Source organism: Clostridium kluyveri DSM 555 (assembly GCF_000016505.1).
Taxonomy (GTDB): Bacteria; Bacillota; Clostridia; order Clostridiales; family Clostridiaceae; genus Clostridium_B; species Clostridium_B kluyveri.
On sequence record NC_009706.1, the window covers coordinates 2,448,340 to 2,474,055 of the forward strand.

Annotated in this window: 23 protein-coding genes and 1 pseudogene; 6 read left to right on the forward strand and 18 right to left on the reverse strand. The window is 30.9% G+C overall.

Features of this window, described 5'->3' with window-relative positions; translation table 11 throughout:
* Window positions 1-296 precede the first annotated feature (296 nt).
* The 4 genes from CKL_RS11645 to CKL_RS11660 form a co-directional block, all read right to left on the reverse strand.
* Entirely contained in the window at window positions 297-1,202 is a 906-nt protein-coding gene (locus tag CKL_RS11645; RefSeq protein ID WP_012102723.1) for a fumarylacetoacetate hydrolase family protein, read from the reverse strand.
* The gene (gene recQ / locus CKL_RS11650) at window positions 1,199-3,358 is read right to left on the reverse strand and encodes a DNA helicase RecQ (RefSeq protein WP_012102724.1); all 2,160 of its coding nucleotides are present in this window, start codon (window positions 3,356-3,358) and stop codon (window positions 1,199-1,201) included. Before recQ ends, CKL_RS11645 begins: the two co-directional genes overlap by 4 nt.
* A 116-nt stretch (window positions 3,359-3,474) precedes the next feature.
* Window positions 3,475-3,687, reverse strand: a complete 213-nt coding sequence (locus CKL_RS11655; protein ID WP_187147899.1) for a hypothetical protein — start codon at window positions 3,685-3,687, stop codon at window positions 3,475-3,477.
* Between the two features lie 125 nt (window positions 3,688-3,812).
* Window positions 3,813-4,682, reverse strand: coding sequence for a LysR family transcriptional regulator (locus CKL_RS11660; protein ID WP_012102726.1), 870 nt, complete (start codon window positions 4,680-4,682; stop codon window positions 3,813-3,815).
* A 108-nt stretch (window positions 4,683-4,790) separates the two neighbouring features.
* Here CKL_RS11660 and CKL_RS11665 point away from each other — a divergent pair, with 108 nt between their 5' ends.
* A complete protein-coding gene (locus CKL_RS11665; protein ID WP_012102727.1) occupies window positions 4,791-5,786 on the forward strand; it encodes a YeiH family protein in 996 nt (331 codons plus the stop codon).
* Between the two features lie 109 nt (window positions 5,787-5,895).
* On the opposite strand, the gene trxA is transcribed toward CKL_RS11665, so the two are convergent.
* From trxA to CKL_RS11685, 4 genes and pseudogenes are all read right to left on the reverse strand, one after another.
* Complete coding sequence (trxA, locus tag CKL_RS11670; RefSeq protein WP_012102728.1) at window positions 5,896-6,210, reverse strand: thioredoxin; 315 nt, start codon at window positions 6,208-6,210, stop codon at window positions 5,896-5,898.
* Window positions 6,211-6,330: 120 nt separating this feature from the next.
* Window positions 6,331-9,372, reverse strand: a complete 3,042-nt coding sequence (locus tag CKL_RS11675; protein WP_012102729.1) for an ATP-binding protein — start codon at window positions 9,370-9,372, stop codon at window positions 6,331-6,333.
* Between the two features lie 297 nt (window positions 9,373-9,669).
* Window positions 9,670-12,723 carry an efflux RND transporter permease subunit gene (locus CKL_RS11680; RefSeq protein ID WP_012102730.1) on the reverse strand — a complete coding sequence of 1,018 codons (3,054 nt, stop codon included), beginning with the start codon at window positions 12,721-12,723 and terminating at the stop codon, window positions 9,670-9,672.
* Window positions 12,724-12,736: 13 nt separating this feature from the next.
* Window positions 12,737-13,950: pseudogene (locus CKL_RS11685) on the reverse strand (efflux RND transporter periplasmic adaptor subunit).
* 169 nt (window positions 13,951-14,119) lie between these two features.
* On the opposite strand from CKL_RS11685, the gene CKL_RS11690 reads away from it, so the two are divergent.
* The 5 genes from CKL_RS11690 to CKL_RS11700 all read left to right on the forward strand — a co-directional run bounded on the left by CKL_RS11690 (window position 14,120) and on the right by CKL_RS11700 (window position 17,520).
* On the forward strand, window positions 14,120-14,677 hold the full coding sequence (locus tag CKL_RS11690) for a TetR/AcrR family transcriptional regulator (RefSeq protein ID WP_012102732.1): 558 nt from the start codon (window positions 14,120-14,122) through the stop codon (window positions 14,675-14,677).
* Window positions 14,678-14,894: 217 nt separating this feature from the next.
* On the forward strand, window positions 14,895-15,065 hold the full coding sequence (locus CKL_RS20320) for a hypothetical protein (RefSeq protein WP_012102733.1): 171 nt from the start codon (window positions 14,895-14,897) through the stop codon (window positions 15,063-15,065).
* 11 nt (window positions 15,066-15,076) lie between these two features.
* Window positions 15,077-15,223 (forward strand): hypothetical protein, encoded by a 147-nt coding sequence (locus tag CKL_RS20825; RefSeq protein WP_172634762.1) that lies wholly within the window; start codon window positions 15,077-15,079, stop codon window positions 15,221-15,223.
* Window positions 15,224-15,619: 396 nt separating this feature from the next.
* Window positions 15,620-16,150: a PadR family transcriptional regulator gene (locus CKL_RS11695; protein ID WP_012102734.1), complete on the forward strand. Its 531-nt coding sequence runs from the start codon at window positions 15,620-15,622 to the stop codon at window positions 16,148-16,150.
* A 5-nt stretch (window positions 16,151-16,155) separates the two neighbouring features.
* Window positions 16,156-17,520 carry an MFS transporter gene (locus CKL_RS11700; RefSeq protein WP_012102735.1) on the forward strand — a complete coding sequence of 455 codons (1,365 nt, stop codon included), beginning with the start codon at window positions 16,156-16,158 and terminating at the stop codon, window positions 17,518-17,520.
* Between the two features lie 523 nt (window positions 17,521-18,043).
* On the opposite strand, the gene CKL_RS20830 is transcribed toward CKL_RS11700, so the two are convergent.
* The 10 genes from CKL_RS20830 to CKL_RS11745 form a co-directional block, all read right to left on the reverse strand.
* Window positions 18,044-18,220 (reverse strand): hypothetical protein, encoded by a 177-nt coding sequence (locus CKL_RS20830; RefSeq protein ID WP_012102736.1) that lies wholly within the window; start codon window positions 18,218-18,220, stop codon window positions 18,044-18,046.
* A 187-nt stretch (window positions 18,221-18,407) separates the two neighbouring features.
* Window positions 18,408-19,019, reverse strand: coding sequence for an ABC transporter ATP-binding protein (locus tag CKL_RS11705; RefSeq protein WP_012102737.1), 612 nt, complete (start codon window positions 19,017-19,019; stop codon window positions 18,408-18,410).
* A 7-nt stretch (window positions 19,020-19,026) separates the two neighbouring features.
* Entirely contained in the window at window positions 19,027-19,770 is a 744-nt protein-coding gene (locus CKL_RS11710; RefSeq protein ID WP_041700815.1) for an ABC transporter permease, read from the reverse strand.
* Window positions 19,733-20,722 carry an ABC transporter substrate-binding protein gene (locus CKL_RS11715; RefSeq protein ID WP_012102739.1) on the reverse strand — a complete coding sequence of 330 codons (990 nt, stop codon included), beginning with the start codon at window positions 20,720-20,722 and terminating at the stop codon, window positions 19,733-19,735. The genes CKL_RS11710 and CKL_RS11715 overlap by 38 nt, the downstream gene beginning before the upstream one ends.
* Before the next feature lie 75 nt (window positions 20,723-20,797).
* Window positions 20,798-21,493, reverse strand: coding sequence for an SDR family oxidoreductase (locus CKL_RS11720; protein ID WP_012102740.1), 696 nt, complete (start codon window positions 21,491-21,493; stop codon window positions 20,798-20,800).
* 12 nt (window positions 21,494-21,505) lie between these two features.
* Complete coding sequence (locus CKL_RS11725; RefSeq protein WP_012102741.1) at window positions 21,506-22,519, reverse strand: SPL family radical SAM protein; 1,014 nt, start codon at window positions 22,517-22,519, stop codon at window positions 21,506-21,508.
* Entirely contained in the window at window positions 22,485-23,318 is an 834-nt protein-coding gene (locus CKL_RS11730; protein ID WP_012102742.1) for a 5'-methylthioadenosine/S-adenosylhomocysteine nucleosidase family protein, read from the reverse strand. Before CKL_RS11730 ends, CKL_RS11725 begins: the two co-directional genes overlap by 35 nt.
* A gap of 124 nt (window positions 23,319-23,442) precedes the next feature.
* Window positions 23,443-24,030, reverse strand: coding sequence for a protein kinase (locus CKL_RS11735; RefSeq protein ID WP_012102743.1), 588 nt, complete (start codon window positions 24,028-24,030; stop codon window positions 23,443-23,445).
* Window positions 24,031-24,161: 131 nt separating this feature from the next.
* Complete coding sequence (preA, locus tag CKL_RS11740) at window positions 24,162-25,367, reverse strand: NAD-dependent dihydropyrimidine dehydrogenase subunit PreA (protein WP_012102744.1); 1,206 nt, start codon at window positions 25,365-25,367, stop codon at window positions 24,162-24,164.
* Window positions 25,368-25,691 carry a hypothetical protein gene (locus tag CKL_RS11745; protein ID WP_012102745.1) on the reverse strand — a complete coding sequence of 108 codons (324 nt, stop codon included), beginning with the start codon at window positions 25,689-25,691 and terminating at the stop codon, window positions 25,368-25,370.
* Window positions 25,692-25,716: the final 25 nt, after the last annotated feature.

The window sequence follows — 25,716 nt, forward strand, 5'->3', positions numbered from 1 at the left end:
TTCATTTCATTTTTCTTTAAAAAGTTTTTTATTCTGTGATTAAACTCACTTTAACTTTTTATAATTTAATTGCCTAATATACCTTATAATTATACATATATACTAATAATAATTCAATACAATTTTAAAATTTTTTATTTCTAAATAGTTTTTATAATACATGTCACTTGTTATCCCTGATATTTATACATATACATTCATTAAATTTGAATTGTAACCTATAAAAATACATTTCTTTATAATCTATGTAACCTAAATATTTTTAATCCCTGAATATTTATTTATTCCAATATAAATTAACGGGAAACATTTATTACATTATTTACTAAACTACCTATTTTTTCTATATAACATTCTATACTATCTCCTTGTTTTAACACCTTGATAGGAGAAAAGCCCATTCCTACACCACTGGGTGTACCCGTTGCTATAATATCTCCTGCCTTTAAACTTACTCCTTTAGATAAATCACTTATTATATAAGGTATATCGAAAATTAGGTTTTTTGTATTTGAATCTTGCCTTAATTCCTCATTTACCCAACACTTTATATCTAAATTTATAGGGAACGGTATTTCATTTTTATGTACTATACAAGGCCCCATAGGACAAAAAGTATCCAAGCTCTTTCCCTTAAACCATTGAATATGACTTCCCTGAAGATCCCTTGCTGATATGTCATTTATTATGGTGTAGCCAAATATATATTTTTCTGCTTCTTCTTTTTTTATATTTTTCCCATTTTTTCCTATTACCACCCCAAGTTCAACCTCATAATCTACCTGATTGGTAACCTCACTTGAAAATTCTATTGAATCTCCATTACCTATCGCCGGTGATGCAACTTTGGTAAAATATATGGGCACTTTTGGTATTTCATTACCTGTTATTCTGGTTAACTTTATCTCCCTTGCATGCTCCTCATAATTTTTCCCAAGACAAAATACATTTCTTTTGGGATAAGGTATGGGTGCTTTTAATTTAACTGTATCTAGAAATACCCCCTGCAAAGATTTACTTTTTAAAAATTCTTCTACCTCATTCAATTTATCTTCATCTAAATATTTTATAAGCTCCACCATATCTTTGGGAGGATTTTCTTCCCCAATTTCATAAAATATACTCTCAAAATTCAAAATACTTTTGTCTTTTAAAATTCCTATGTTTTCTTTTCCTTTGTAATCATAAGTTACAAATTTCATTTTACCACCTCTTTTAAGATATAATTTTTTACTATAATAGCTCTTATTTTATCATAATTTATGCTATCTGGAAGTAATTCTTTTATGGGTTTCAACTTAGATATACCAACTTTATCTATGACCTTTAAAACTTCTCTTTCCTCTGAATAGGTAAACAACTCTTCAAATTTTATATTTATATCCATAACATTTTCTTCTTCAAAATATTTTGTAATATGAGTAAGTATTGTAGATAGGGTGAGTTGTCTTTTTTTCGCAATTTCTTTTATGCCCATATTGTCTCTAAGCATATTAATTGTTATATGATGGGTTTTGGGTTTGTCATTTTTTCTTTCACTTTTACTGGTAATACTACCTTTAAATGACCAGTTGGGCTCAATTTTATTTTCCTCTATATATTTTTTTATAATATTTAAAAATCTTTCACCATATTTTTTTAATTTTAAATCCCCCACTCCTGATATATCCAGTATTTGATTTGAATCTATCGGATACCTTATACTTAGTTCCTTTAAAGTTGCATCTGAAAATACCATATAGGGTGGAATAGATTCTTCCAAAGCTATTTCTCTTCTTAAATTTCTAAGTATTTCAAATAGATCATTATGGGCGGTGATTTTATTTGCTTTAACTGATTCTTTTAAAATTACTTTTTCTTCACCTTTTAAAACTTTTATAGACTGGGCATTTAACACCACAGTTGGATATTCTCCTTCTTTTAAGGTTATATACTTATGAGCTATAATGGTATTTATAAAATTTGATAATGCTTCTTTTGAATAATCTTTCATTATGCCATAAGTGGATAGTTTATTAAATCCATAATGAAGTACCTTTTTTTGAGAAGAACCCCTTAAAACATCCACTATCATATTTACTCCAAATTCCCTTTTCATCCTATATACACAGGAGATAACCTTTTGTGCATCTAGGGTTTTATCCACATATTCCCCGGAATTTATACAATTACTACAATTATCACACTGATTATAATTTACCTCCTCTCCAAAATAATTTAATATGAATTTTCTAAGACAACCATTATAATGCACAAAATCTATCATATGCTGAAGCTTTTTATATTCATTTATTCTTCTTTCTGGAGATTGTATGCTCATTTCTATTAAATATTTCTGGGTAATTACATCCTGCGCGGAAAACATTAATATACACTCACTGGATTCTCCATCACGGCCTGCCCTGCCTATTTCCTGATAATAACTTTCTATATTTCCAGGCATATTATAGTGAATTACATATCTTACATTTGATTTGTCAATACCCATTCCAAAGGCATTGGTAGCCACTATTATATTCGCCTTGTCATATACAAAATCTTCCTGATTTATTTTTCTGTCCCTGTCTGGCAATCCTGCATGATATCTTGTAACAGATAAATCATTTGCCTTAAGTTTTTCATATATATTATCCACTTCCTTTCTGGTGGATGCATATATTATTCCAGATTGTGCTTCATTTGTTTTAACATAATTTAATAAATATTGTAATTTATTTCCAGTTTTAAGACATGATATCTTTAAATTTTCTCTGTCAAATCCTGATATAAAAACAGCCTCTTTTTTCAATTTTATCTGGTTTACAATATCTTCTCTCACTTCTTCAGTGGCTGTGGCAGTAAATGCTGTAACCACCGGTCTTTTAGAAAAGTTTTCTATGAATTTACATATATGTGTGTAGCTTATTCTAAAATCATGTCCCCACTGGGATACACAATGTGCTTCATCTACCGCCACCTGCGAAACTTCTATGGTTTTCATAAGCTGATAAAATTCTGGAGAATCTAATCTCTCCGGTGCTACATATAATATTTTTACTTTTCCATTCCTTAAATCTGAAAATATACTTAAAATTTCTTGCTGAGAAATAGAACTATTTATATAAGACGCCCTTATACCTAATTCACTTATGTTATCTACCTGATCTTTCATAAGAGAAATTAAAGGAGATATGACGATAGTTACCCCTTTAAAAAGCACTGCAGGTATTTGATAACATATAGATTTTCCTCCGCCTGTAGGCATAATTGCCAGGGTGTCTCTTCCACTTAATATACTTTCAATTACTTCTTTCTGATGCTTTTTAAAAGTTTCATAGCCATAATATTTATGCAGAACTTCTTCAGCATTGCCAATCACTATCACTCACCTCTATATTAAAATTTATTTTATATATTATAGCATATATAGGCTTATGTGTTTTAAAGATGTATATATTTAATCCCAGATGATCTTTAGAAGTACCTTGCAACTTTCTATTCCTTATCAGGTACTTTAATTAATATTATTCCTCCAATAATAAATAAAAGTATTATACTAAAAACTCCATAATTGCTCTTTCCTGTAATTTGGGTTACTATTCCTACTAAAACTGTGTATAAAATAGGCATATACACAAATAAAAATATAGATAATAACCCCAACATAAAGCATTGTCTTTCCTTTGCATTTATCAGCAAGCCTTCCATAAAAATAGTATACATATTTTATAATCTCACTTTTAATGTTAACTCATCGAATTTTGGGGTTATAAAAATTAATGAATTATACTCATTAATCTACTAAATAATTGGGTATATTATAAAGTAACTTCCTACTGCCTTATAAAATCTATAAAGTGTTTCATTATTTCTGTTAAATATTTATTTTTATGATATATAATTTTAAATTGTCTTTTAAATTTAATTTCTTTAACAGGTATTTCACAAAGTGTTCCGAGGACTAATTCATTTATTACTGAACATCTTGAAATAACTGATATCCCCAGCCCTTCTGAAACTGCAATTTTTATAGTATCTGTATTATTACATGTCCATGAAATTTGCCATTTCAGATGATTTTCCTTCATCTTATCTTCAAATGTCCTGCGAGTCCCACTTCCCCTTTCACGAATAATAAATTTTTCCTTTTCAAGCTCATAAGGTTCAATACAAGTAAGCTTTGCAAACCTATGACCACTTCCACATATGAGTACCAATTCATCCTCCATAAATGGCACATTTATAATATCTGTATGGGTTGTTTCTCCCTCTACAAGGGCTATGTCAATTTCATCCTGAAGAAGCATTTTTTCAACTTTTTCAGTATTCTCCTCATATACTTTTATATCAGTTTCAGAATTTACTTTTTGAAACTGTGAAATAAGTTTAGGTAGTACATAAGCCCCAATAGTAACACTTGCACCAATACGGATAGAACCATTTTCACCTAAGGTTTTCATATCATTTTCTAATTCCATATTCAATTTAATAATGTATCTGGCATAACTTAATAATTTTTCTCCTGCCTGAGTTATATAAAGCTTTCTTGACAACCTCTCAAAAAGCCGCACACCATAGTGGCCTTCAAGTTCAGAAATTACCTGGCTAACTGCTGACTGGGATATAAAAAGCTGCTCTGCCGCTTTAGTCATATTCATTTTGTCACACACAACAACAAATATATTAAAATGTCTTAAAGTCATAATATTCTCCTTATATATTAGCATTTACTTATTATAATGATAATATAATAATATTTTACTTACATAATATCAAGGTATATCATAAAAGTCAGACAGGAGGAATATATTATGGAAGAAATAATTAACAAATTATATGGAATTATATTTACACTGATTATAGCAATTCCTGCATGGCTCATTGGAAATATGTTTCCAATTATAGGCAGTCCTATACTCGGAATTTTATTTGGAATGATTTTAGCATTTTGGAAAAGGCCAAACTATCTTAATGAAGGTATAATATACACTTCAAAAAAATTGCTTCAATATTCTATTATTCTTATGGGATTTAGCATGAATCTTTTTAATGTTTTTAAAGTGGGGAAACAAACGGTTGTTTTAATGATTTTTACCCTCTCGGCATCACTTGTTACCGCCTATGTTATAAGTAAATTATTAAAAATAAATAATAAGACAGCAGCACTAATAGGTATTGGTTCTTCTATATGTGGTGGTTCTGCTATTGCAGCAACAGCTCCAGTAATAAATGCAAATGATCAGGAAGTTGCCCATTCTATATCAACTATATTTCTTTTTAATGCTATTGCTGCTTTTTTATTTCCTCTGATTGGACATCTATTCAATATGAGCAATGAATGCTTTGGCCTGTGGAGTGGCACTGCAGTTAATGATACTTCATCTGTAGTGGCTGCTGGCTATTCTTACAGTAATACAGCTGGCAATCTGGCGGTTATAGTAAAACTTACAAGAACCCTTGCAATTGTTCCCACTACTTTGTTACTGGCAATTTATACATCCAAAAAAGAAACTAAAAACAAAAAAGTATCTTACAGTATGATTAAAATATTTCCCTGGTTTGTACTGGGATTTATAGCTGCATCAGTAATCAATACATTTGTGCCATTTCCAGCTGGAGTTACTAAATTTTTATCACAAACCGGAAAATTTATAATTGTAATGGCAATGGTGTCTGTGGGACTAAATACTAACATCAGAGAGCTTGTACAAAATGCTGTAAAGCCAATTTTTTTAGGTTTTATGTGTTGGATAGTTTTGTCACTTACTTCACTTGGAGTTCAACATTTTATAATGTCAATTTTTTAAAAATGATAAGATTCAGATGGGGAAAATAAATCATTCCTCTACAGCAAACCCCATCCGAATCCCAAAATCACTTGTAACAATCTACAAATGTATATTTGTGAACTAAAATTTAATACTGTTGTAATCTAGACTTCAGTATTTCCTTAGGCTGGAAACCCACTATTCTATCTACTGATTTACCATCTTTAAAAATCATCAGTGTTGGTACACCTTGAATTCCATATTTTTGAGCCAGCTCAGCACTTCTATCTACGTCTACTTTGAACATTTCTACTTTTCCTTTCATCTCTTCGCTTAATTCCTCAAGAACTGGAGCAATCATTTTGCATGGTCCGCACCAAGTTGCAAAAAAATCTACTAATACTGTTTCACTACTATTTAAAACATTCCCTTCAAATTCACTGCTATTTATCACCTTAGCCATAATTAATAACCTCCTTACCAAATTTTATATAATCGTTATATTTATATATTACGATATTGCAATATAAAGATCAATAGTTTTTTTATTTTTTTCTTCAATATCCATAATTTCTAAACAAGTTTAATACTTTAAATTCAATAATTTTTTATAAACACTGGAGTTTTCATTCCTACAAAAGCAAATAGCATACTGGATAATCTCTTGTACACATGACTTAGGAATACTAATTGAATTTTCCCTGCTGTAATTTAAAAAACATGTCAATTGATTGTATATCACTTCAGCAATTTTAATTCCAATAGGATTTTTATGGTTAATATCCCTAATCATATCAGAGAAACCTTTCAACTTTTCCCTGGAAACATCAATTTGTATCCAGTTTGCAGGGAAATTCATAAATATGCTATTATACGTAATACCATTATCATCTCTATCATAGTTAAATTCATTATGAAATAATGCATCTAAAGATGTCTGCTCTACCCGAATTCCCGCATTTAATATTACTTCACCATAATTATAATCCATATTATCCAAGTTAGCTTTTATTAATAATCCATATTCATATTTATTAATAAAATTTTCTGAAAGTACTTCCTCCTTCCAATGGATATTTAACACCTCTCCATTTTCTTTAAAGGGAATAAAAAACTGAAAAGCTTCAACTGTACTATTTTTTCTAATATAATGAGCCGGTATTTCAATGAGTTCTTCTTTTCCTTCATCTCTATAGCTTATAATAATATCGTATTTAACATCTAACATAACTTTTTTTATATAATCTATTATAGTATCTACATGCATTTCCTTATTTAAATATAATTTTATTTCCGTACCAACATCTATATTTTCCTCGCCTTCAATAAAAAAGCATCCATCGTAATTAGGTATATAAAGTTTTAAGCCTTCAGTGCCGTTGAAAAAGTATTTGGTTCTTACTTCTATTTCCCTGCATACCATAAATGAAGACAAAAAACCTATTCCAAAATTACTAATAGGTTCATAACTGATATTTAAACTCCTATACTCATCACCTGAATAGTAGCTTCTGCCAATATTGGTAAAATACCTTTCAATTTTATATCTGTCCATGCCTGTTCCATTGTCTTTAATTTTAAAATATAGTCCAGCATTTTTATCTTTTCCAAATTCAATACGAATTGATTTCATAAAATCAATTTCCTCTTTAGCTTCTCTAACCGCTGTGGCATCTATGGAATTTTGAATTAATTCTCTTGCAAATACCTCTTTTGAAGAATATATATTGTCTCCTGTTAACAAAGGCAGCAGAGTTGGTATATAGGCCTCAAAATTACAACTATCAAGTGTATTCTTAAAATTATTCTTATCTATTTTAGGAATTAAATAATACATTTTAAATCCTATTGATTTAAAACAATGTTGAAACTTATCTAGTATTAAATCAAATTCTTTAACAAATAAAACGGCAATTTTATATACTGTAGCCTCATTGCACAAAAACTTTACATAGGCACTTCTTCTATCAGCATTGGATTCAATAGTTATTCTTGGCGCAGGAACATTTGCATGAAACTTATTTTCTTCCATTTTAATATTTACCTTATATTTAATATTTTCGTTATAAAAGTCATCTGCATATTCTGTGAATACCAAATACAAATCTGAAAAAAATATACCAATCATACTAAAGGCTAAATACTGTTTAGTAATTTTATTCATATTTTCATTTAACAATTGATTACACTTATCCGCTAAACTTTTTAAACTTTTTATTTTAAACAAAGAGTGAAAATCTTCATCACTGATATTAAAATGGGGACATGATAAAAAATTATCGAATATTTCTTTCAATATTGATGATGCATACTCTAAATATTGTGTATCCTTTTCTATAATACTTTTATAGTTTAATGTTCTACAACTAACAGAATATAATAAAAACAGAATATTCCTATAATCCCTATCCAAATATTTATAAACATCACAAAATCCAGTTATTGATTCACTGATCCAGTTGATTATTTCCCCACAAGTTTTATAAATTTTAAATAGTTTTTCAAGAGATGTCATATATAACATATACGCATCATAATTTGTAAATTTTAATATCTCTAAAAGTTTAACCACTCTACCTGAAATATTCTTCGAAGGAATCTGCTTTTTAGAAATAGGCTCTAGTGATTCTCCATTGTAAATAAATTTATGTTGAATTAATTTGATATCCTCTCTTTGCTTATAAAAATCAATTATGCTAAAGGTATGCCTATCCTTTCTATCTGTACCAACAGACCCCCCTGCAAACACATCAATAATACTTTCTGTTGTTTCATAATAATCATCTGTAATAAATGGACGCTCTAAATCAAAATGTTTGTGTCCATGTAAAACAGTTTTTACATTCATATATTTTAAATGTTGAATGAAAGCAGTATAATTTCTAACCAGACTTGAATCTCCATACTTTTGTGCTACTTCCGGGAAAAGATAAAAATGATGATGAAGCATGGCAACTATATTGTATCCATTTAATTTTCTAATCTGTCTCTCAATATCTGATATCTGTGCCATAGATACTTTTCCATAATCATCATATTCGTTTGCCACTTCACCTTCCAACAACTCAATTAACTGTTTTTTATCAATTCCCTGCTTTTTTAATGTTTCTGATTTAATATTTTTATCTATCATATTCAGATATGTTTTGTCAAAAATTTTCTTCTTCTCAATCTGACAGGAATTAAATCCAATAAAAACTATTTTTTCTTCATAATAGGGCCTTAACACTGAATAATTTTTTGTATTATAATATCCTGGTATATTAATATAAAATCCTTTCAGGAAACCATTATATTTACTCCATCTTAATTCATAATCATCTACTCTAATTAGATCATGATTACCCGGTATAAATATAAAATCATCTTTTGTTAATTTATATTCATCTTGATTGAGATTGATTTGTTCTAACAAAATATTAAAAAAAATTACAGCTTCACTAATTAATTTTTCATTAATCTGTACTTGCCCATCAAAAATATCCCCTGTTACAACTACACTTCTAACAGTACATAATCCATTATGGGTTATGTCATAAACAATTTTATATGCTATTTCTTCAGATTTGATATAGGTTTTTCCTATGTGAATATCTGATAAATGCAACACTCTAAAAGCTGACATTTTAATCTTTCCTCCCCATCAAGTGATTCAGAGGTTCAGGTAAACTTTGCTATAGAGAAATACTCATCTCTATCTGAACCTTAGAAGAACTTATCCAGGGGCGTAACAGTGCTTATCCTCCACTTTGAAGAGATGGGGTATTAGCTAATTGCCGCCTTCGGATAAATTACGACAAATGACCTGTAGTCAATTTATTTAGGATTGGTATTTATAATGTAAATGTAGCATAGGCATATTCTATTTAAAGCATAATAATGTAAAATAGACGTTAAAATATTTTAACATCTATTTTACACTTTAAATTTCTAGATTCTTGTTTACTAATCTCTGTTTTATTTTGGCAGTAATTAAGGAATATACTACTGGAACAACTATAAATGTTAGAAAAGTAGCTGTTAAAAGACCAAACATTATAGTTACAGACATTGGACCAAATAATGCACTTTTTGAAAATGCTAGTGGTATAAGTCCTGTAATAGTTGCTGTTGAACTTAATATGATTGGTCTAAATCTTTGGCTTACAGCCTGAAGACAAGCTTCATCTATAGAAAGTCCTTCATCTCTTCCATCATGTATATATTCTATAAGCAATATTGCATTTCTTATAACTACTCCGATAAGACTTATTATCCCCATTACAGCCGTCAGTGACAGAGGCATTTTAAATATTAAAAGTCCTATTGTCACTCCTATCAACGATAATGGAAGAGAACACATTATTACAAGTGGCTGTATAAAGGATTTAAATTGAATAAACAAAAGTACATAAATTATCAATATAGTGAATACTCCTGCTATGGCAAGACTGGTAAAATTCTTTTGTATCTGATACTTTTCTCCGTCATAAATAACTTTTACATCATTTAAATCCATTTTATCGATTTTTTTACTTAATGTATTTTCTACATCTACCGAATTATATCCTGTCTTTATGTCACTATATACTGTTATTGTCTTATCCTTTTCATAATGCTTTATCTGATCCAGTTCAGGGCTTAAAGCCACCTCTGCCACCTGTGACAACATTACTTTATTATTGGTAATACTTGATTTAACCTGCAAGTTTTCAAGCTCCTTTACAGATGAAATATTGCTCTTAACCAAAATGTCATATTCACTGCCATTTTTTCTATATACGGAACTACTGTAGCCGCTTAAGGCAATGTTCATCTGCTGGAGTATATCGGATTTTAACAGTCCAAGTTGTGATGCTTTAGTATCATCTATATTCACTTCATATTCATAAGTCTTTTTTGCAGCATCATCTCTTACATTTAGGGTTCCTGGTATACTCTTTAACTGCTGCTGTATTTTATTTGAAGCAGCATAAATTTTATCCAGGTCATCTCCTGTAAGTCTCAACCTTATTGGCGCTCCTGTTGGTTCAGCCTGCTCCAAAAGTTTTACCGTAGCTGTACCCTCATAAATTTTACTATCTAACAAACTTTGTATATGTTCAGCTAGTTCCTGTCTTGTTTCAAATTTTTCAGTCTTATCTATATTTATCCTTACCATAATTTGCGCTGTATCCTTTGAGAGTGCCACTGTGGGCAAGGTAATATAAAATTTCGGCATACCACCACCTATGGCTGAAGTATATCCTGTGACCTCCTTTTGTGCTTTTAATATATCCTCTACATGTTTTACCAAATTGGCTGTACTATTTATGTCATCAACTTTTTCATTTGAAACATCTATGTAAACTATATTTTTGTCCACATAAGGAAAAAACTGCATTCCAAGGGTTTTTATTATACACATAGATACTACAAATACCCCTATGGCTGCCATAACAACGGTCTTTTTATGTGAAAATCCATAAGTTAAAAGCCTGTGAAACATTCTACGAACTTTACTTTCCCTGTTCACCTTTTTACTTTTCTTAAAGACTAAAGAAGACATAGCAGGAGTTACAAATAACGCCGATAGGTAAGAACAAGTTACACATATCATTACCACTTGAGGCAACGATTTTAAAAATTCTCCCACTGCCCCAGGTATTGTGAGTAGTGGAGCAAAAGCTCCTACAATAATCAATGTTGAGGTAAACACAGGTACAAATAATCTTTTTATACCATGCAAGGCAGCCTTATCCCCTGTCATACCCTGATCTATTCCTACCTGTATAACGTCTCCTATTACAACAGCATCATCTACCAGTATTCCAAGAGCTATAATAAGTGCTGTAGTAGACATCTGCTCCACTTTAATTCCAAGCACATTCATTACCACAAAAGACATTGCTATAGATATAGGAATAACTGCAGATACTACTAAAGAATTTCTAAGCCCCATTCCTATGAGAATTGTTATAATTACGAGAATAACACCCTCTCTGAGATTTTTCATGAAAAATGAAACTGAATCACTTACATCTTCAGGTTGAAATGTAACTTCATCTATGGTTAAATCCTTTGGCAGCTGCTTTTTTATCTCATCTAGTTTTTTCTTTACATCATCACCTATAAGTACTATATTCTTATTATTCTCAAAATACCCTGCCAATAGCACTGCACCAGTTCCATTATCAGTAAATTTCAATTCAGAATCATCATCATAATCCATATATACTTTTGCTATATCTTTAATTTTCATAGTTTCTCCAGTAGTGCTTGAAACTCCTACAATAGTATTTTCTATATCCTGCAGTGAAGTAAACGTACCTGGTGTATTAACCTTTATTTTTCCCGTACTTAGGTCTAAAGATCCCGAGGGAATATCTATATTTTGTGCTTTTAATACACTGCATACATCTTCAATGGAAATAGAATATTTATTTATTTTACTCCAGTCCACTTCTACCTTTACCTGTTTATCCTGCTTTCCATCTACATCAAATCTTGAAATACCACTTATATCACTTAATTGCTTTTTTATGTCCTCTGCATAATTTCCAAGCTGTTCATAAGAATAGTTTTTACCAGATACACTTATAATCATGCCAGCTGTTTCTGTGAGGTTGGTATCTATTTTACTATCCTGGCATCCTTCTGGAAGATCAGACTTTAAATCTTTAATCTTGTCTCTCAAATCCCTCCAGGCTTTATCCTTATCCGCATTATTGTTTAAATATACAATAACTATAGAAGCACTATTTTTTGAATATGATTCTACATAATCATAACCATCTATCTCCTCAACCTTGTCTTCAATTTTCTTTGTAACCAATTTTTCTATATCACCTGGAGAATCGCCAGGATATATTGTAGTAATCATGGCCGCTGGAGATGAAACATCTGGACTTTCTTGCTTAGGAGTTATATAGTAGCAGTAAAAACCACCTATAATGATTACAGCTACTAAAAACAATACTATTTTTTTATTTTTTATGGCAGCTTTAATTAATCCCATAGTAGATTCCCCTTTACTTTACTGTAACTTTATAGCCAGCTTTTATATTTTTCATACCTTGAACAATAAGTTTATCTCCTAATTCTAAACCTTCTACTGAGACTTTATCTTCGTTTGTATTTCCCAGGTCACATTCTTTCTAATAGCATGTCCACTTTGTCCTACATAAACATAATCTTCTCCATCATTTAAAATACTACTAATGGGAATCCATATAGAATTTTTTGTTCCCACATTAATGTACACTTTTACGTCTTCTCCTATATAAAACTTACTATTATCTATTGGGTTTAGCAGCTTAATTTGAGTACTGTATGTACCTGATGTTTCATCTGCCATTTGAACTATATTTATGATTTCTCCATTTACTGTAGTATTATCTATCTTTACCTGAGCTTTTGTACCAATAGTTACCTTCTTCACATCCTCCTCAGATAGTCCCACAGTAACAACCTGATTTTCACTTCTTAATAAAATAACAGGATTGCCAGCTGCCTGCATTTCACCTTCCCTGCAAAGTACATCTACTACATAACCATCAATATCTGCAGTCAGTGAGGCATCTTGAACCAAGTTAACTTTTGAATCATAATCAGCTTTTGCTGTATTTAATTGTGCTAAAAGAGCTTGCTTATCTTCTTCTCTGGAGCCATTTTGAAGCTGCTGCAGGCTTTGTTTGGCGCTATTTAAAGCACTTTCACTGCTATCTAATTGAAGTTTAATATCATCAACCTGCTGCTTTGGAACTGCGCCGCTTTCATATAATTTCACATTTTTATTATATAAATCTCCATAATAGCTATAATTATCTTGGGCATTCTTTACTGCTATTTCAGCTTTATTTATATCTTCTGCTTGAGAACCATTTACTGCTTTATTATACTGTGCAGAAGCTGCATTCATCTGTGATTTGGAAGCTTCCATTGCAAAATTCAAATCACTTTTATCAAGCTCTACTAGGTTATCTCCTTTTTTTACATGCTGTCCTTTATATACGTATATTTTTGAAATCTTAGCAGAACTTTTAAAAGAAAGCTTTCTCACTTCACTGCCTCCTGTTATTCCCTCATATTCTAAAGAAACAGGATAATTTTCATTTTTCATCTCCAAAATCTTTACAGGATAACTCTTGCTGCCAGTTTCTTTTGAATCATCGCCTTTACCGCATCCACTTAGTACAATTACAATCACAGACAAACATAAAAAGGACAAAAATATTTTTTCCATGCTATCCCCCCTAATCCAAATAAAACACTTGTACTTTTATAAACATGTGTTTATTATAGAACGTATGTAGTATAACTTCAATCATTAATCTATTACTGATTTGAAGGTTATTCAACATATAATCAACAAGTGTTGTATAAATATTGGAATATTTTTGGGGAGGTTTACCATGGAAGAAAAGAAATTGGACAGACGTATAAGAAAAACTAAACAAAGTCTGTTTGAGGCCCTAACAAAGCTCATGTCTAAGAAAAAAATTAATAATATTACAGTAAAGGAACTTACTGATTTAGCAGATGTCAATAGATCAACTTTTTATCATTATTACAGAGATATATTTGATATGGTGGATAAAATAAGAACTGAATTGATTGATGATTTCAGCAAAACCTATGATAAATTTTCAAAAGAAGCCACCACCTATGATGATTTATTATCTTTTTTTATATATATTTTTGAGTTCGTTCAGATTAATGATGGAATATTTAAAATATTTCTTTGTGATGATATGGACTATACTTTTATAGAAAAACTTAAAGATGCTATAAAACACTGTGAAATTCCTCTAGATGATACATCCCCAGAATTAGAAACTCATTATTGTATGCCTTTCATCATATCAGGATGTATCGGGGTAATACAACAGTGGTTGAATGATGATATGAGTGCTTCTCCTAAATACATGGCATCAATTATTGTTAAAATGCTTAAAACACCCTTTACATGAAACAATCACTTTTTCATAACCAAATTTTATTTTTTGGCACTCAGCTTAACACTCAATAAATATTAGAGTATCCATCGAGTAAAATACTCCACTTAAGTAAATACTACAAAGGAAAGTGATAATAGTCTTTGTATTTAAAAGTATAAGGTATCATATTTTCAAAAGCCTTTACTTTTTGTAATTTTTAAATTCACCAATTTTGTAGGAGGAATTTTTTATGGATAACAATAAAAACAGAGTGAAAGACAGGCCAAAATCCAATGCTGAAAAAAGGAAAATGTGTTCTGAAGCAGGTGCCGAAATAGGTATTGAACAGGGCAAAAAAATAGGCTCTCATGCAAATGGGAAAAAATACACAAAAAGATCAAAATTATCTCATAATAAATAAGGAGTGATACTATGGCTAAGAAAAATCCTTCTAGTAAAAGTCACAAAGTTGCACAATCTCCAACATCCACTAATTATACCAGGGATGTAAAAAATAAAGCAATTAAAGATAGTCCCTATGGAAAAGATGAACCCTCCACACGTACAAATTATAAATAATAGATTTCTTAGATTTTCAAGGATTTTTGGGAATGTGAGTAAATTTTATTATTATGCTAAGTGATCCAAAGGTTCAGATGGAGTTTGAGCATAAGGAATATTTTCTCCAGCTGAACCACCTTACAAGAGCTTATCCATGGGCGCGGCATTGCTTATCCACTACTTTGAAGAGTTTGGGAATGTTAGCTAATTAACCGCGTTCGGATAAGAAACACTGCACTTAATAAATTTTGTACAATCAATTTGTCCCTAAACTCAAAATAGATTATTATGTTCAATAAATCTAGTAAATTGTCTTTTAATTGTATACAAAAATTTTTTAAACAAATAACTTGTATTATGCATCTAAAAGATATATAATAAATACATCTTTTAGATGTACAGGAGAAGATTAAAATGATGAATGAACTTTTTATTTTAGGTGAATTAATGGAAGAACCTCAAAGTGGTTATCATTTACGTAATGCACTGCAAGTTTCTTTAGGACATCATCGAAAAATCAGCTATGGCGTGATTTATCCCCTACTTGAAAAACTAGAGAAGAAAGGTTTTTTAGAAATAACCAACGTAGAATCAGACAAAAAAAATAAAAAAATTGCCACTATTACAGAAAAAGGAAAAGAACGTTTTCTTGAACTAATGAAAATGCCTGTTCCTAAGGGTGCTCACAATGCGGATATATATTTAATAAAGCTTGATGTAATGCAGCACCTTGCTCTAGATGAACAAATACAATTATTAGATCAATTCTATCAGGAACAAAAAGACATCATGGAAGATACACAAAATGCACTTCGAAAATTAGCTGAAAAAGATTCAAAAGATCACTGGTATGCAAGTAGGAAGTTTGAGTTACGACTACGACAAACCACTGTGGCAATTGAATGGATTGAAAAGTTTAAACATGAATTGAAGAAAGAATGGTGAGCAGCATGACAAAAGAAATAAAAATAGCCTTATTAATGGCTGCTAGCCTCTTTATGGAGATCTTAGATGGAACAATTGTAACCACCGCATTACCTAAAATGGCACAATATTTTCATACGAGTTTGTCAACAATTGCTTTACTGGTCAGTGTGTATTTGATTACAGTGGCCATTTTTATCCCGTTAAGTGGGTGGATGGCTAATCGATTTGGAAAAAAGAAAATTTGGATTATTGCTGTTATCATCTTTACCTTTAGCTCGTTAAGCAATGCATTAGCACCTAATTTTTCTTTCCTTCTGCTAATGAGAATTGTACAAGGAATTTCTGGTGCTTTGATGACACCTACAGCAAGGTTGATTGTATTAGAAAAGACACCAGCTTCACAGCTGTTGAAAATGGTTAGTTATCTTATTTGGCCTGCATTGATAGCACCAGCAATAGCACCAGTGGTTGGTGGATTTATTATTACTTACTGGAGCTGGCATTGGATTTTCTTGATTAATATTCCAATAGGTTTAATTATCGCATTAATCGGTATAAAATTAATCGATACTGATAAGATAAATAAGACAAGCTCTTTTGATCTTTTAGGATTTATAGAAATTGCCTGTTCATCCGGCATAATTCTAATTGGAGCAGAGCTGGCCACTCATGGAAAAAACTATTGGTTTAGCTCATTAGGATTAATTATTTTAGGAGTAATACTAGGCTTTATGGTTTTCAAGCACTTGAAAAAAGCATCCAATCCATTATTTTCACTTGATGGATTAAAAATAACTTCTTTTAGAATCTGTCAGACAAGTGGTTCTATTTTATGGCTATCTGTGGGGGCAATGCCCTATCTATTAACAATTTTTTTACAAACAATCTTTCATTGGTCCGCAGTAAAAGCAGGCAGTTATGTGCTGTTTATTTTTATTGGAAATATTGGAATCAAACCTTTTACCAATCCAATTATTCGTAAACTAGGCTATCGTGGTGCATTATTGTCGTCATTTGGAATGGTATTTATCACATCCATTGCTTTAGCATTTATTGAAACCACTACTTTGCCTATTTGGATAATGTTTCTTGCATTAGTCTCAGGGGTAGGACGCTCACTAGCCTTAACTGCTTATAATGGATTGAGTTTTTCTGAAATAGACCCTCAAGATAGAAATAGTGCAAATACTTTAAATGCTGTTGTTTCAACATTAGCTCAAGGTATGGGAATATCACTCATTACAGTAGTTGTAAATTTATTTCAATTTTTCTTTTTAATTAATACTGCCTATGAATTAGGTTTTATCTTCCTTGGTCTATTGATGCTATTCCCAGTAATTGAAGTACTATTTCTACCTAAAAATATTGGTCATGCAACAATCAGCTAGGTTTACTAACTACATATGAAAAAACACTGAATAGGTTGCTACATAGTATTTATTAAAAACTACATTTATTTTACTTATTGTTAGTGTTTTCCATCTTGATTCTACCCTTTCTATTTTTCCTCTATTTAATTTTACCTATTATTTATATATACTGTATTATGTGTAACTAAAAATTTAATCTTATATTTTTAGCTATAAAAAAATAGGTATAAGGCCTTATATATCAAGGTTTTATACCTGTTTTATGAGTTACACACAATATACATTCTGTAGAACCCCGCAAATTTTATATGTGCTAGCGTTATACTTTAAAATATTAAGATTCTCCTATCTGCTGAATTATTTTGCTTTCTTTATTGAGACTTTGAATTATTTCTAAAGCACTCTTTTTCCAAAATTATCTTTTACATATTTTCTAAAATAGAAGTCTCTTGAAAATATTTGTAAAATAAAATTTGCATTAAAAAAATTATTATGCAAATACTTATTAATGTAATACTTATGATTAGCTTTAGAATAGGCTTTAACATTTAACTACAGCTACTACCGTGGCAACTGAAATCATTGCAAAAATACCGCTACATAATGTACCAATGCCGCATCCAACACTGGTAGGTGGATTAGTATATATTCCAAGTGATATTCCTGAAGATTCTTGAGGTGTTATTGTTCCTGTTTTTTCAAAAGTAACTTTTTCCATAATTATTCACTCCCTAATTTTTAATCTATATAATACCTGTATGAGTAACTATAAAGGATAACGTATTCTAAATGCTAAAGACATTAAGAATGCTGTTAATAAGGTTCAACTGGAAATAAACATTTCTCTGTAGCAAACTCCACCTGAACCTCTGAATGACTTCATTAAACCAATCTCTTCCCTTTAATTACAAGAAATAAACCTCATTCCCCATAGTTTCGGCCTCACCCTTGTCATGGGTTACCAATATAACTGTTCTACCTGTTTCCCTCTGGTGAATTAAAAATTTTTTTATTATACTGCTTTTCAATCTGTCATCCATGCCCTTAAAAGGCTCATCCATTAAAATCAAGCTGCTTTTATAAGCAACAGCCCTTGCCAGGGCAACTCTTCTTTTCATTCCCCCGCTTAATTTGTCTGGAAGTTTATCTTTATACTCCAATAATTCCACCATGTCTAAAAATTTATTTACAGCTATGTCCACTTCCATTTTATCCATGGTGGATTTTAGCACGAATGCAACATTTTCATATACTGTGAGATGTGGAATAAGCCTATCTTCCTGGAACACATAGGATATATTATCATTTTTCAATATAACTTCACCGCTGTAATTTGTTTCAATACCGCTTATAATATTTAAAAGAGTGGTTTTTCCACAGCCTGAAGGCCCCAACACAGCTGTAACTTTGCCTTTTATAAATTTTATATTTAAATCAGAAAAAATAGAAACTCCATCATAGGACTTATTCAAATTTTTAATTGTCACCTCATAATTGTGTTCATTTTCCACTACCATATCTCTGTCACCTTTGTAAATAATATTTAAATACCTTCTCAAACATAAAACTTAAAATAACTACCACAATAGTCCAGGCAAATAACTCTGCTGTCTCCAAAGTGGTTTTGGCGCTTAAAAGATTCAGCCCTATAGAGTATCTTGGAATGCTTAACACCTCTGAAGCCACTGAAACCTTCCAGCCAATTCCCATACACATAAGTATTCCTGATACAATATAATTTTTTATGGAGGGCAAATATATATCTTTAAGTACATATTTCCTTTTTACTTTAAACACATTTGCCATTTGTATAAGGCTTTTATCTATGCTTTTTATTCCCTGAAGCACATTGGTATATACTATTGGAAAACATATAAGTATAGCTGTAAAAATCACTACATTAGATGAATTAAACCACACCAGAGCTATAATAATTATGGATATGACAGGAGTTGCCTTTACAGTGATTACAACAGGTTCCAAAAGTTCTTCCACAAATTTGTTAAGTCCTGCTGTTAACCCAAATACAATGCCTATAATCACAGAGAGCAAAATTCCAATTATCACCCTTATTACACTGCTTAAAACACTTTTCCAGAAATAAAATTTACCCATAAGCAATACAAGAGATTTTAATACTTGAAATGGAGAGGGCAGGAGAAGTTCCTCATTTATAAAGACAGAACATACATGCCAAATTAATATCCAAAATATTAATATACCTATTTTTTTAATTATTTTTGTTTCCGCTGTAATAGAAGTTTTCATCTGGAATTGTTCCTCCAATGGACTTTGGATCATTTTCATTTAACACTTCATAAAATTTTTGAAGATCATCCTTACCTTCTTTAGCACTAATAAATACTATATTACATTTTGGAATTGCCTCTTCTGCCACCTTGGCCTTTGGAATCACACCATATTTTTCTACAAGCTTTGATGCTTCTACTTTATTATTATTTACAAAATCCACAGATTCCTTATATTCCTTTAAAAAAGCATCCACATCCTTTGATCTACTATCTATAAAAGATTTTCTAAATATCAAAGTTCCCATTATAAGCTTGCCTTTTCCCTGAGATACCTTGTCCCATTCTTTTGTCAAATCTATAGGTACTTGAAGTTCATTGTCTTTCATTTTAGCGGTGGTTACAAAAGGCTCCGGTAGTACTGCCAGATTAACCTTTTTAGATGCCACTGCAGCAGCCAGATCACTGTGATTCATCTTGTAATCCACTATTACATCCTTTCCTGCAGTTAATCCATTCTCTTTCAATATATAGTTCAATGCAAATTCAGGTACAGAACCTTTTCCACTGGAATAAATAGTTTTATCTTTTAAATCCTTTATATCCTTTACAGTATTTCCGTTTTCCACAATATATAAAATTCCCAGTGTATTTATACCTACCAATTGAATCTGTCCTTTTGTCTTATTGTATAATACAGATGCCAGATTAGAAGGCACAGCAGCAGCATCTAATTGTCCATTTACAATTTTAGATACTATCTCATCCGGGGAATCGTATACAGTAATATCATAGCTATTCTTATTCTTCATAAGTTTTGCCATACCCATGCCGGTAGGCCCCTTTAATGCCGCTATTTTAATTTTAGTGGATTCTCCAGAGCTATCAACTCCATTGGAACAACCAGTAACAAATAAAACAGAAATTACAAATATTAACATCATTCCAATAATACCTATTTTTCTTTTCATAAAAAATACCTCCCTTACTAGTGTCTAATTAAAATTATACACTATTAATTAAATATTTCATGATTTTTATGGAAGTTATTTTCTCTTTATCCTATGTTTTTGAGGCCTTATGGTAATATCTGTTACAGCTATATTTGAGTCTTGCATCAATATTGATTTTACTGTATCTGCTATAACTTCACTATCTATATAGAAATCAGTATCACTGTCATCTTCACTAAAATTTGCATTTCTATAAAAATTACTCTTTGTCATATCAGGATGAACAGAAAGTACCTTCACTCCAGTTTTTCTGATTTCTGCAAAAAGACTTTCTGAAAAGTGGGTTAACCCTGCCTTTGTAGCAGCATAAGCACAGCCATAGGTGCTTACATATTTTGCAGTAACTGAAGATATATTTATAATCATGCCCTTGTTTTTCTTTAAATCTCTTAAAAGCATATTACAAAGCACCATAGGTACCTCCAGATTGGTTGAAACCATCAAGTGTATTTTTTTAGGATTTAATTCTTCATGAGGGCCAAAATATCCCACCCCTGCATTGTTTACCAATAAACATACCTGGCTTTCTTTTTTAATTTTCTCTATAATTTTTACAAGTGCATTTACCTCTGTAATGTCGTAGACTTCCTTAATAAAATTAGAATCATAAAAATCTACTTTAGAAAAATCTCTTCCAAAACCATAGACTTTATAATCCATTTTAAGAAGCCTTTTTGAAATTTCAAATCCTATTCCTGAAGAAGCCCCTGTTACAATTGCAGTTTTCATGGTTCACCTTCCCTATGTACAAAATATCTTTTCTTTTTTAACATAATTCCTTACCATATTATACATAAAATCTATCATAGACTTATGATGTTCCTCTGAATAAGTATATATACCATCTATAGTTTTAAAGGGATACGAAAGTAAAATAGAATTAGGATTAATTTTCTCCATCTTCTTAAAATAATCCTTTGCAATTCTAAATACTCCAATACTTACATCTTCAATGTTGGATTCTGAAACAACTTTGAAGGTATCCTCTACACACCTTGTATAATACTCTTTCCATCCAGGCACATAAAGAAGTGGATCAAAACAGACTCTTACCTTCCACCCCTTAGAAACAGCACATTTTAAACTACTTAATCTAGACTTTAAGCTTGGAGTATTACCCTCGTATTTCCCTATAATCTCCTCTGGAGAAAGAGTCCATGCCAGTATCACATTGGATCTTGGTGCTATATCTTCTATACTTTTAAAATTAGAACTTTTAGTTCTCACTTCTATCTTTAAGTGAGGGTAAAGATAGCTAAACTCTATCCATTTCCTGGTGAATCCAGTTATATTTTCGAAAGCTAAAAGATCTGTATCATAAGATATACAGATATATACTGGATGCTTTTTCAAAAAACACTTAAGTTCAGTAAAAATATCATTTAAATTTACAAATATCACTATATTAGCCGAAGGATACATTCCTTGCAGATAACAATATTCACAGTTGTAAACACAATTCATCATGGAAGAAGTGTAATAAAAATGATCATTTCCAAAACTCTCACATACTCTGGCTCCCTTATAAATAAGGTTTCCATCTTTACAGGCCAATATAATTTTGGGACTTTTCTTTTGAAGAACAAAATCTTGATTATGCCTTGAGAACACATCTTTGTAGTGATGTATTTTTATTATACTGGAATTTTTAAATTTAGATAATATATATTTGGTATTTTCATTATCTAAAGCTTTTTCTTCCACATAAATATGAGAAAAACTACATAGATTCAAGCTGCCATATAAGTCTTTCAAAATACATCTTCCTTTCAACTTTAGTTTTACAGTAAATTTGAGTAAAAGGTTCAAGAACCAATATCAAATTATCATTTCTAAGTTTATACCCTTTGGCCAATCTTTTAAGCTTATGCTGCATAGAAACAGACAAATTTAAATTGCTTGCTATTTCATTTATGTAATCCATATCCTTTTCATCCAATATATCGAAAGGTTTTGCATACTGATTATAAATATCCTTTATCCATGTACATATTTTCTCTGAGCTTCTATGGATTAGCTCTGTAACTTGTAATGCTGTTAAGTTATGGCTATTTAAATAATCAGATACTACTTTTAAACAATATATTCTATGGGGAGGAATAAATATGGATACTGCCTGAAAAAAAGCGGCTCCTTCCATATCTACAAAATCCCCTTTTACATCTTCAGCATCCTGCTCTTTAACTATTTTAGGGAAACTCTCCAAGTTTCCTTCTTTAAAAGGGTGTTTGAAAATCATATCTGGATAAAAATCCCTGTCTGATGTATTTTCAGTTATTTTATTGCAAAGTATTGTGGTGCCAATATCAACAGTTTTATATTTACTGCCGCATATACCTATATTTACAAAGGTATCATAAGCATTAGCTTCGAATTTATCTATAATATGCATACAGGCACAAGCCGTATTTATAGCTCCTCCCTTAGTTACCACAAGGACAATTTCTTCATTTTTAAACACCTGGAATTTATTTATAAGGTTATACTTTTTTAAAGCAAAGCCATCTATAAAAGGCTTTGCTTCACAATACAATGCTGTTACTATAAAAACCATATTCTCTTTTTCATCCTCTCCTCATAATTTCATTTGTATTATATGCTTTTTAACAGTGTTTCCAAATAATTATACCTCAAAATATCCCAAGTGGTAAACAAATTAGTTTTCTGTCTTTTACCTGTTACTTTACTCCTCTGTATAAATATCTTTTAATTTTAAAACTCCATTCCCTATAAACTTCATTATATTGTTCTTTCACCGTTTCTAAAAATTCATCCAATACTCCTAACTTGTATAGACCTTTCATAAGGTGCCTTGGATAGTTTCCCCCTCTTGAATAATTGTTTCTAGGATCTATAACTTTTATAGAAAAATTATTATTAATATATAAATCCTTACACCGTATATCCAGTTTAGTAAATTCAAGTTTTTTAAATTCCATGAGCAATTTGATAATCTCACAGGATATTTTTTTATTTATACCGTTTTTTCTAATATAATAGTCAAGCCTTTCTCCTGGTACATAATCTTTTATAATATAGTAAGGTCCATGAGAATACACCTGGGGAAAATATTTACTCTTTTCAGTTTTCTTTAAAAGTTCATATTCATTTTTACAGATATCTTTATCTTTAAATATTTTAATCACTTTATTATCTTCCAGTAAATATACTATACCATTGTGACCGCAGCCTAAAAAGTCTCCCGCCCTTAACATATTTTCGGCTGTTTCATCCAATTGAACATAATACCCATCTCTCCTTGCCATAATCCATACCTTTCCATATTAGTACTATTACTATTGTATGAAAACTTTTATCTTAATTTGATAATATATATAAAATTATTCCTTAAACTGAAAACAAAACTGTAACATTACTTACAGTTTGTTTCTTTAAATCAAATAATTTTTTTAATCTTCTCCCCAGATATTATATCCTCTACCGGACATATGTTTAGACACAGATGACATCCTGCACATTTATTTTTTAATAATGAAGGTTTCCTATTTTCATAGTCCCATTTTATGGCCTGATGGCCTCCATCATAACAAGATATATAGCATCTGCCGCAGCCTACACAGTTGTGATATGTAAACTCTGGATACACTACATAACTTCTGTCCAATTCATCTGCTGGAACTACATTTTTGAGTGCAAAACCCACTAAGTCTTCTAACATATTAAATCCTTTTTCCTCCATATAGTAAGATAATCCGCTGATTAAATCTTTTATTATTCTGTACCCATACTGCATAATTGCCGTAGTAACCTGAATATTTGAAGCTCCCAAAAGCATAAATTCTAATACATCTTCCCAGTTTTCGATTCCCCCCATGCCACTTATAGGAATGCCTTTTAATTTAGGACTTTTAGCCAAATCCTGTATAAATCTAAGAGCTATAGGTTTTATGGCCTTCCCTGAATATCCAGATACTGATGATTTTCCCCCTATTATAGGATAAGGTGAAAATTTATTTAAATCTACCCTGGTTATGCTCTTTATGGTATTGATAGCAGCTATTCCATCGGCTCCCCCCCTTATAGAAGCAGCTGCAGGTATTGTCATATCTGAAAGATTAGGTGTCATTTTAGCAAGTATAGGCAGTGAAGTCCCCTTTCTCACTGCCCTGCAGTAATTTTCCACAAGCTCAGGGCTCTGCCCTACATCCGCCCCCATGGACTGTAAAGACATCTGTGGGCAGGAAAAATTACATTCAATTATATCCGCTCCTATTTGAGTAACCATCTCTGCTAATTTGGTCCACTCCTCTTCAGTTTCTCCCATAATGGATGCAACTAAAACTTTTTGGGGATATTTTTGTTTTAATTTTCTCATATGCTCCAAATTTTCTTCTAGAGGATGGTCTGAAATCTGCTCTAAATTTCTAAAGCCTACAAAAGGTGCATTTTCTTTACCTATTATATCAAATCTTGGAGATACTTCATTTGGAATGTAAAATCCAATGGTTTTAAATACTACACCTGCCCATCCCATATCCAGTGCCTTAGAACACATTTCAAAATTATTACCTACCACAGAAGAGGATAAAAAAAATGGATTTTCACACTTTATACCACAAAATTCTATTGAAAGATCCTTCATTTATTTAACCCCCTCCAGTTTTGAATGCTTTTTATATAAAAATTCATGTACCATCTTTATTTTTATAGGTCTATCAATCTTACCTCTTATACAGTTTTTCTGACAGTACATCTTATTATTACAGGCCACACCACATTCTCCCGCCCTATTCAAGTCTTCCATAGTTTTATAGTAAGCTCCCTTATAATTTCTAAATCTTAAAGACATTATAATATCCGATGGAGCCTTTTTGCCTGGACATGCTTTACTACAGGGCGGATCATAACATAAAAGACATCTTGTTGCTTCTTCCATTATCTGTTTGTATTTTATATTATCTTCCATCTAAAAGCCTCCTATCTCTACCTTA

What these genes read in the sequence shown, in the direction of transcription:
- CKL_RS20825 (WP_172634762.1), top strand. Translation starts at nt 15,077, where the DNA reads ATGGCTAAGAAAAATCCTTCTAGTAAAAGTCACAAAGTTGCACAATCT.
- CKL_RS11660 (WP_012102726.1), bottom strand. Translation starts at nt 4,682, where the DNA reads ATGACTTTAAGACATTTTAATATATTTGTTGTTGTGTGTGACAAAATG.
- CKL_RS11645 (WP_012102723.1), bottom strand. Translation starts at nt 1,202, where the DNA reads ATGAAATTTGTAACTTATGATTACAAAGGAAAAGAAAACATAGGAATT.
- CKL_RS11695 (WP_012102734.1), top strand. Translation starts at nt 15,620, where the DNA reads ATGATGAATGAACTTTTTATTTTAGGTGAATTAATGGAAGAACCTCAA.
- CKL_RS11745 (WP_012102745.1), bottom strand. Translation starts at nt 25,691, where the DNA reads ATGGAAGATAATATAAAATACAAACAGATAATGGAAGAAGCAACAAGA.
- CKL_RS11720 (WP_012102740.1), bottom strand. Translation starts at nt 21,493, where the DNA reads ATGAAAACTGCAATTGTAACAGGGGCTTCTTCAGGAATAGGATTTGAA.
- CKL_RS11675 (WP_012102729.1), bottom strand. Translation starts at nt 9,372, where the DNA reads ATGTCAGCTTTTAGAGTGTTGCATTTATCAGATATTCACATAGGAAAA.
- CKL_RS20320 (WP_012102733.1), top strand. Translation starts at nt 14,895, where the DNA reads ATGGATAACAATAAAAACAGAGTGAAAGACAGGCCAAAATCCAATGCT.
- CKL_RS11715 (WP_012102739.1), bottom strand. Translation starts at nt 20,722, where the DNA reads ATGAAAAGAAAAATAGGTATTATTGGAATGATGTTAATATTTGTAATT.
- CKL_RS11705 (WP_012102737.1), bottom strand. Translation starts at nt 19,019, where the DNA reads ATGGTAGTGGAAAATGAACACAATTATGAGGTGACAATTAAAAATTTG.
- CKL_RS11680 (WP_012102730.1), bottom strand. Translation starts at nt 12,723, where the DNA reads ATGGGATTAATTAAAGCTGCCATAAAAAATAAAAAAATAGTATTGTTT.
- CKL_RS11735 (WP_012102743.1), bottom strand. Translation starts at nt 24,030, where the DNA reads ATGGCAAGGAGAGATGGGTATTATGTTCAATTGGATGAAACAGCCGAA.
- CKL_RS11665 (WP_012102727.1), top strand. Translation starts at nt 4,791, where the DNA reads ATGGAAGAAATAATTAACAAATTATATGGAATTATATTTACACTGATT.
- CKL_RS11710 (WP_041700815.1), bottom strand. Translation starts at nt 19,770, where the DNA reads ATGAAAACTTCTATTACAGCGGAAACAAAAATAATTAAAAAAATAGGT.
- CKL_RS20830 (WP_012102736.1), bottom strand. Translation starts at nt 18,220, where the DNA reads ATGGAAAAAGTTACTTTTGAAAAAACAGGAACAATAACACCTCAAGAA.
- trxA (WP_012102728.1), bottom strand. Translation starts at nt 6,210, where the DNA reads ATGGCTAAGGTGATAAATAGCAGTGAATTTGAAGGGAATGTTTTAAAT.
- CKL_RS11690 (WP_012102732.1), top strand. Translation starts at nt 14,120, where the DNA reads ATGGAAGAAAAGAAATTGGACAGACGTATAAGAAAAACTAAACAAAGT.
- CKL_RS11655 (WP_187147899.1), bottom strand. Translation starts at nt 3,687, where the DNA reads ATGGAAGGCTTGCTGATAAATGCAAAGGAAAGACAATGCTTTATGTTG.
- preA (WP_012102744.1), bottom strand. Translation starts at nt 25,367, where the DNA reads ATGAAGGATCTTTCAATAGAATTTTGTGGTATAAAGTGTGAAAATCCA.
- CKL_RS11730 (WP_012102742.1), bottom strand. Translation starts at nt 23,318, where the DNA reads ATGGTTTTTATAGTAACAGCATTGTATTGTGAAGCAAAGCCTTTTATA.
- CKL_RS11700 (WP_012102735.1), top strand. Translation starts at nt 16,156, where the DNA reads ATGACAAAAGAAATAAAAATAGCCTTATTAATGGCTGCTAGCCTCTTT.